5 protein-coding genes are annotated in these 7235 nt (G+C 54.7%); all 5 read right to left on the reverse strand.

Going from position 1 to position 7235, the window contains the following annotated elements; genetic code table 11:
- Positions 1 to 36 precede the first annotated feature (36 nt).
- Positions 37 to 1692: a chaperonin GroEL gene (gene groL, locus LIO64_RS01550; RefSeq protein ID WP_290547696.1), complete on the reverse strand. Its 1656-nt coding sequence runs from the start codon at positions 1690 to 1692 to the stop codon at positions 37 to 39.
- Between the two features lie 42 nt (positions 1693 to 1734).
- Positions 1735 to 2025, reverse strand: a complete 291-nt coding sequence (gene groES / locus LIO64_RS01555) for a co-chaperone GroES (RefSeq protein ID WP_022396241.1) — start codon at positions 2023 to 2025, stop codon at positions 1735 to 1737.
- An 87-nt stretch (positions 2026 to 2112) separates the two neighbouring features.
- Entirely contained in the window at positions 2113 to 4041 is a 1929-nt protein-coding gene (gene dnaK / locus LIO64_RS01560) for a molecular chaperone DnaK (RefSeq protein ID WP_290547693.1), read from the reverse strand.
- Between the two features lie 298 nt (positions 4042 to 4339).
- A complete protein-coding gene (locus tag LIO64_RS01565) occupies positions 4340 to 6307 on the reverse strand; it encodes a glycosyltransferase (protein WP_290547694.1) in 1968 nt (655 codons plus the stop codon).
- A gap of 400 nt (positions 6308 to 6707) precedes the next feature.
- The gene (locus LIO64_RS01570; RefSeq protein ID WP_290547695.1) at positions 6708 to 6878 is read right to left on the reverse strand and encodes a hypothetical protein; all 171 of its coding nucleotides are present in this window, start codon (positions 6876 to 6878) and stop codon (positions 6708 to 6710) included.
- Between the last annotated feature and the right edge of the window lie 357 nt (positions 6879 to 7235).

A 7235-nucleotide genomic window follows, 5' to 3' on the forward strand; every position in this document is an offset into this window, starting at 1 on the left:
AAGTCGATTGCTGTGTCTCGCAGAAACGGACGGGGCTTACATCATGCCCATGCCGCCCATTCCTCCCATGCCGCCCATATCGGGAGCGCCGGAGCCGCAACCGCAGCCCTTCTTCTCAGGCTTGTCGGCAATGACGCATTCCGTCGTAAGCAGCAGGCCGGCGATGGAAGCCGCATTCTGCAGAGCGGAACGGGTAACCTTGGTGGGATCCACCACACCGGCGGTAAGCAGGTCTTCATATTTGTCCGTGGCTACGTTGTAGCCCTCGGCAGCTTTCTTCATCCCTTTCACCTTGGCGACGATGAGGGCTCCTTCGCGGCCGGCATTGCTGGCCAGCTGGCGGAGCGGGGCTTCCACCGCACGGTAGACGATTTGAGCACCGGTTTCTTCGTCGCCTTCCAGCTTGAGGGTGTCGATAGCCTTCTGGGCGCGGATCAGGGCCACGCCGCCGCCGGGAACGATGCCTTCTTCCACCGCTGCACGGGTGGCATGCAGGGCGTCGTCCACGCGGGCCTTCTTTTCCTTCATTTCCGTTTCCGTAGCGGCCCCCACATGAATGACGGCCACGCCGCCGGCCAGCTTGGCCAGGCGTTCCTGGAGCTTTTCACGATCATAGTCGGACGTGGTGTCCTTGATCTGGTGGCGGATCTGGGAAATGCGGGCTTCAATGTCGGAGGACTTACCGGCGCCTTCAACGATGACGGTTTCATCCTTGGAGACAACAACGCGCTTGGCTTGGCCGAGGTCTTCAATGCCCACGTTTTCCAGCTTGATGCCCAGGTCTTCCGTGATGCATTTGCCGCCGGTCAGGATGGCAATGTCTTCCATCATGGCTTTGCGTCGGTCGCCAAAGCCGGGAGCCTTCACCGCACAGATGTTCAGCACGCCGCGCAGGCGGTTGACCACCAGGGTGGCAAGGGCTTCGCCTTCGATGTCTTCCGCAATAACCAGGAAGGGCCTGCCGCTCTTGGCAACTTTTTCAAGCAGCGGAAGGAAATCCTTCAGGTTGTTGATCTTCTTTTCGTGGATCAGGATGTAGGGGTTTTCCAGCACTGCTTCCATCGTTTCCGCGTTGGTCACGAAGTAGGGAGACAGGTAACCCTTGTCAAACTGCATGCCTTCCACCACGTCCAGCGTGGTTTCAATGCCCTTGGCTTCTTCCACGGTGATGGTGCCGTCCTTGCCCACCTTGTCCATGGCTTCCGCGATGATGTGGCCGATTTCAGCGTCCCAGTTGGCGGAAACGGTGGCAACCTGGGCCACTTCCTTGCTGGAGTCAACGGGCTTGCTGATCTTCTTGAGTTCTTCCACCACGGCGTCCGCGGCCTTCATGATGCCCCTCTGCAGGGAGATGGGGTTGGCTCCGGCGGTAACGTTGCGCAGGCCTTCCCGGTAAATGCTTTCAGCAAGCACGGTAGCAGTAGTAGTGCCGTCCCCGGCCACGTCGTTGGTCTTGGAGGAGACTTCCCGGACAAGCTGGGCGCCCATGTTTTCAAATGAGTCTTCCAGTTCGATTTCCTTGGCGACAGTCACGCCGTCCTTGGTGATGAGGGGAGAACCGAATTTCTTGTCGATTACCACGTTGCGACCAGCAGGCCCCAGCGTGCTCTTGACAGCCTTGGCAATCTGTTCCACGCCGCGGAGCAGAGCCTGGCGGGCGGTTTCGTCAAATTGGATTTGTTTAGCCATAATATCAGGTTATTTAAAGATGATGTTGAATGAGTGTGGTGTGATTTAGCCAATGATGGCCAGAATATCGTTTTCAGACAGGATGAGGTAGTCTTCTCCGTCCAGCTTGATTTCCGTGCCGCCGTACTTGGAAATAAGAACGTGGTCGCCCGGCTTCACGGTAAATTCAATCAAGGCGCCCTTGTCATCGCGGCCGCCGGTGCCTACGGAGATCACTTCGGCTTCCTGGGGTTTTTCCTTGGCGGTATCCGGCAGGAACAGGCCGCCGGCCGTCTTGGTTTCAGCTTCAATGCGCTTGACCAGCACACGTTGTCCTAGGGGTTTGATGTTTGCCATAGTATATTGTGTTTGTGTTGTTGTAGATGAATATTTGGATGTAATGTTCCGAAGGAGGGGAATGACTTCCCCTCCTTCGGGAAGGGGTTATTTGTCGTCATCGACGATTTCGGCGTCCACCACGCGGCCTTTCGCCTTGCGGGGTCCGTCGGAAGCTTCTTCTTCAGGAGCGGCTCCCGGCATGGGGCCGGACGCTCCGGCGGACTGCTGGGCGGCTTCCGCAGCCTTGTAAAGGGATTCCAGACGGGATTCCAGGTCTTCCTTGCCAGCCTTGATCGCCGTGTACTCCTTCTTGGAAATGGCTTCCTTCAGGTGCATCACCTTGTCTTCGATCTCGCGCTTCAGGTCTGCGGGAATCTTGTCCCCCATTTCCTTGAGCTGGCGTTCCACGGAGAAGCAGAGGGAATCCGCTTGGTTGACCGTGTCAATTTCCTCGGCACGCTTCTTATCTTCTTCCGCATGAGCTTCCGCATCACGCTTGGCGCGTTCAATTTCATCCTTGGAAAGACCGCTGGAGCCCTGGATGGAAATCTTCTGTTCCTTGCCAGTGCCCTTGTCCTTGGCAGAGACGTGCAGAATGCCGTTGGCGTCAATGTCGAAGGTCACTTCAATCTGAGGCACGCCGCGGGGAGCGGGGGAGATGCCGTCCAGCTTGAAGTTGCCGAGAAGCTTGTTGTCGTCAAACATCTTGCGTTCGCCCTGGCAGATGCGGATGTCCACGGCGGGCTGGTTGTCAGCGGCGGTGGAGAACACCTGGCTTTTACGCACCGGGATGGTCGTGTTGCGTTCGATCATCGGCGTGGCAATACCGCCCATCGTTTCAATGGACAGGGTCAGCGGAGTCACGTCCAGCAGCAGCACGTCATTCACGTCCCCCTGGAGCACGCCGCCCTGGATGGCAGCGCCCACGGCCACCACTTCATCCGGGTTCACGCCCTTGTGGGGTTCCTTGCCGGCCAGCGTATGCGCCATTTCCTGCACGGCAGGCATGCGGGTCATGCCGCCCACCAGCACCAGCTCGTCAATGTCGCCGGTTTTCAAGCCGGATGCGGAAATGCAGTCCAGCACGGGCTTGCGGGTGCGGTCCAGCAGGTCTTCCGTGAGCTGTTCCAGCTTGGGACGGCTCAGCGTCAGCTGGATATGCTTGGGGCCGGATGCGTCCGCCGTGATGAACGGCAGGCTGATATCATAGCTCTGGGTGGAAGAAAGGGCGATCTTGGCCTTTTCAGCTTCTTCCTTGATGCGCTGGATGGCGTCGGGCTGGTTGGAAAGGTCCATGCCGGAGTCCTTTTTGAACTCATCCATGATCCAATTGATGATCGCATTGTCCCAGTCGTCGCCGCCCAGGTGGGTGTCGCCGTCGGAAGCCTTTACTTCAAACACGCCATCTCCAATTTCCAGAACGGAAATATCAAAGGTACCGCCGCCAAGGTCGTACACGGCAATATTTTCATTGGACTTTTTATCCAGACCGTAAGCCAGTGCGGCCGCCGTCGGTTCATTAATGATGCGGCGCACCTTCAGGCCGGCGATTTCACCGGCGGCCTTGGTCGCGTTGCGCTGGGCGTCATTGAAATAGGCGGGAACGGTAATCACGGCTTCCGTGATCGTTTCACCCAGCTTGGATTCCGCATCGGATTTCAGCTTGGCCAGCACCATGGACGCGATTTCCTGGGGAGAGAAGGTTTTCTTTTCCCCACCCACTTCCACGCGGATATAGGCGTCTCCGTTCGGAGCTTCCACAATTTCATAAGGCACCTTCTTATCTTCTTCCGTCAGCTCGCTGTACTTGCGGCCAATGAGACGCTTGGAGGAAAATATGGTGTTTTTCGGGTTGGTTACTGCCTGACGTTTGGCAGCCTGCCCCACGAGGCGTTCACCACTCTTGGTGAAGGCAACAATGGAGGGAGTGGTGCGCGCACCTTCGCTGTTTTCGAGAACGGTACCCTGACCGCCTTCCATTACAGCCATGCACGAGTTGGTCGTGCCCAAGTCGATTCCTAATATTTTAGCCATATCGTTATGTTAGATTGTTTTGAATGGATTTCGTTGAGATTTGATTTCCCCATAACATGAGGTGTCATGCAGGCAAACTCATATTCTTGCCTTTCTTGTTGCAAATGGCATGCCAGCCAGGAACAGCTTATTTAAAAAACATACAAATAGTTTATAGTAATTTTATTATGATATTATACTACTGAAGCTTCATTTTGAGCGCCCCATCCTCGTGAGACATATTGTCACACCAAAAAGAGACAAAATGTCACACAAGGCCATTTTGTCCCACTACCGTCGGGAACCTTCCCTACACCCTTCAGGAAGCTTCCCCGCAGGAGGAAATTCCCGCGCCGCCTCCGGTTTCGCATTTGCCGTAAGCCAGCCGCTTCATAAAATCCTTGTAAAGCAGCGTTTCCATACGCCCGTCCCCGTATTCCACCACCGCGCTCATGCTTTCCACCCAGTCCCCGCAGTTCAGGTACCGCACCTCTCCTACCATGGTATCCGCCGGATGATGAACATGCCCCGCGATGATGCCGTCGCACTGCCTTTTGACTGCCAGGCTCTGAAGCTGCTCCTCATATTTTCCAATAAAATTGACGGCGGATTTCACGCGTCCCTTGATAGCCCGGGAGACGGAATAATATTCCCTCCCCCGCCAGGCGCGGTATCTGTTATAAAGACGGTTAATCATCAGCAGAACGTCGTAGCCCAGGGAGCCGAGCACCGCCAGCCACCGATGGTTCGTGGAAATGGCGTCGAACCCGTCCCCGTGCACGCACAAATAGCGCCTGCCGTCCGCCGCCTGGTGCACGCACTCCTTGGCAATATTCAGGCTGCCCAGATGAAAGGGAAGAAACTTTTCCAGAACGTCGTCATGATTCCCGCGCAGATACAGCACTTCCACATCCTCCTGTTCCATTTTTTTCAGCAGGGTACGGACAAAGCGCGTATGCCGCCTGCGCCAGCGGCTGCCGCGGGCCAGCGCCCAGGCATCCACAATGTCCCCCACCAGCACTATTTTCTCCATCCGTACATGCTTCAGGAACCTCCGGCACTCGTCGGCCTTGCAATCCTTCGTCCCCAGATGGAGGTCTGATAAAAAGACCGTGCGGCATTCCAGCACGGCGTCCCGCGGAGGACGGGCATAGCCCGTTCCGTTCTCCTCCCGAGCTACGGAAGCCAGCAACTCTTCGAACCTGTCATAGATGGAATCCCATGCCCGGGCACGCACAGTCCTGCGGGCCTGCTCGCCCAGCCTCCGTATCATCTCCCTGTCCTCCAGCAGGCGGCGCATGGCGCAATAAAAACCCTCCGCATCCCCCTTCTCCGCCTGAAGACCGTTCATGCCGTCCAGCACCACATCCGCGGAAGCGGCATACCGGTAACTGACCGTGGCCAGACCGCTGGCCATGCCCTCCAGAAGAACGTTTCCGAAAGTCTCCGTCTCACTGCCGAACAGCAGCACGTCCATACCGGCATAATGGCGCGCCAGATCTTTCCCGCTGCGCATTCCGCAAAAAACGGCGTCAGGAAATTCACTGCGCAGGCTGCTCATCATGGGACCGTCTCCCACCACTACCATTTTCATGCTGCAGTCCGGAAATTCCCGTTGCAGGCGCGTATACAGGCCCAGTACCGTCACCAAATTCTTTTCCTGGGCCAGGCGCCCCACCACGCCGAACACTACTTCATCCCGCCACACGCCCCATGACTGCCGCAGGGCGGCATCCCTTCTGGCAGGATCAAACAAGACGGCATCCACCCCGCGCCCCATCACGGCAAGGCGTTCAAATCCCAGTTCCTCCAGCGTGCGGCGCATTTCCTCCGTGGGAACGATCGTCATTCCGGCCCGGTTGTGAAGCTTGCGCAAATAGTTCACGGCGGCGGTTTCCAATCCGGAAAAATGGTAATCCTTCACATACTGGTGAAAATTGGTATGGAATCCCATCACCACGGGAATCTCCAAGGCCCGGGCAGCCTTTACGGCAGAAGCCCCCATGGGGCTTTCCGTGGCAACATATACCACATCCGGCCTTTTCTTCATCCATCTGGTGCGGAACCTGTCAGTGGAAGGCAACCCTATTTTCACCTCATGATACATGGGAAAGGAAAGGGACGGCATGGCCGTTTCTCCGGGAACGGAAATACCGTCCCGTTCGGAAGCCCTCAACACATGTACCAAGTGCCCCCTTGCCTTGAGTCCCCTGACCAGATGCCCCAGTGTCATGGCCACTCCGTTCACGTCAGGCTCATACGTATCCGTTGCCACATCAATTCTCATGCGCCGGTACCATGAACGGGAAAATCCCTTCAAACAAGCTGCGGAAAGAAACGAAACCGTCACAGTCCGCCGTCCAGCCCCGTGGCATAAGCAGGCAAATAATCGTACCAGGCCAATTCCGGAAGAGCGCCCCCTTGCCCCTCTTCTTTGTTCCCTGCGCCCACAGAAGGGAAAAACGGAAGCCTTATCCGCCTTCCTTTTCCATGGACAACGTCGTCAAACCCATTCTTACCTCAAAAGTGATCATTCATTATATATCAAATACTTTACAAACACATGCGTTCTTCTGCCCATGATAAAGCCGTCGTCAACCAGTTTTTTTAAGAAATATAATGATTTTCATCATCCCGAGAAATGTAAAAAATCGTTTCTAGATCCCCTTCACGAGATCTTTTTATTTTTAAAAATCTTTGATAATAGGTGTTATATTACGGACAGATTTCATCCTCCGCTGCCAGCAAACTCCCATAAACCTTCCTATCCCTTCCTGTGTGCCCGTACAAAAAACAGGTGAAATAAAAGAGAAAGCATATTTAGAAATATTTTTAATAAAAATAATAACTACTCCCATATCTTGAAGATGGCAACATCATACCGGAATCCGGAAGAATTTTCTTTTTTTTCTACAATCCGGAAGCCTCAAGCTACTTCATCCTACATTGGCGCTGATACTCTTATCATCTATCCTTCAACCTGATTTAAACACTACGGTTTAGGAATCCGACGTCAATACTAGTTTTTCATATCGAGTTCTTTTCTCCAATTCCATCCAGTATTTTCCCGAATGAGATCCTTCCTAAGTCATATTTGTTAGAATGAAGCATAATTTCTTGAATGTAATGACTGTTCTTCCTATTTTATCCATGTCAGCTGATTCAACCGGATTCCTAATTCGCTATTGAAACAGTTGACACCCCAACCCCTACCC

Source organism: Akkermansia sp. (assembly GCF_020860705.1).
Classification (GTDB): Bacteria; Verrucomicrobiota; Verrucomicrobiia; order Verrucomicrobiales; family Akkermansiaceae; genus Akkermansia.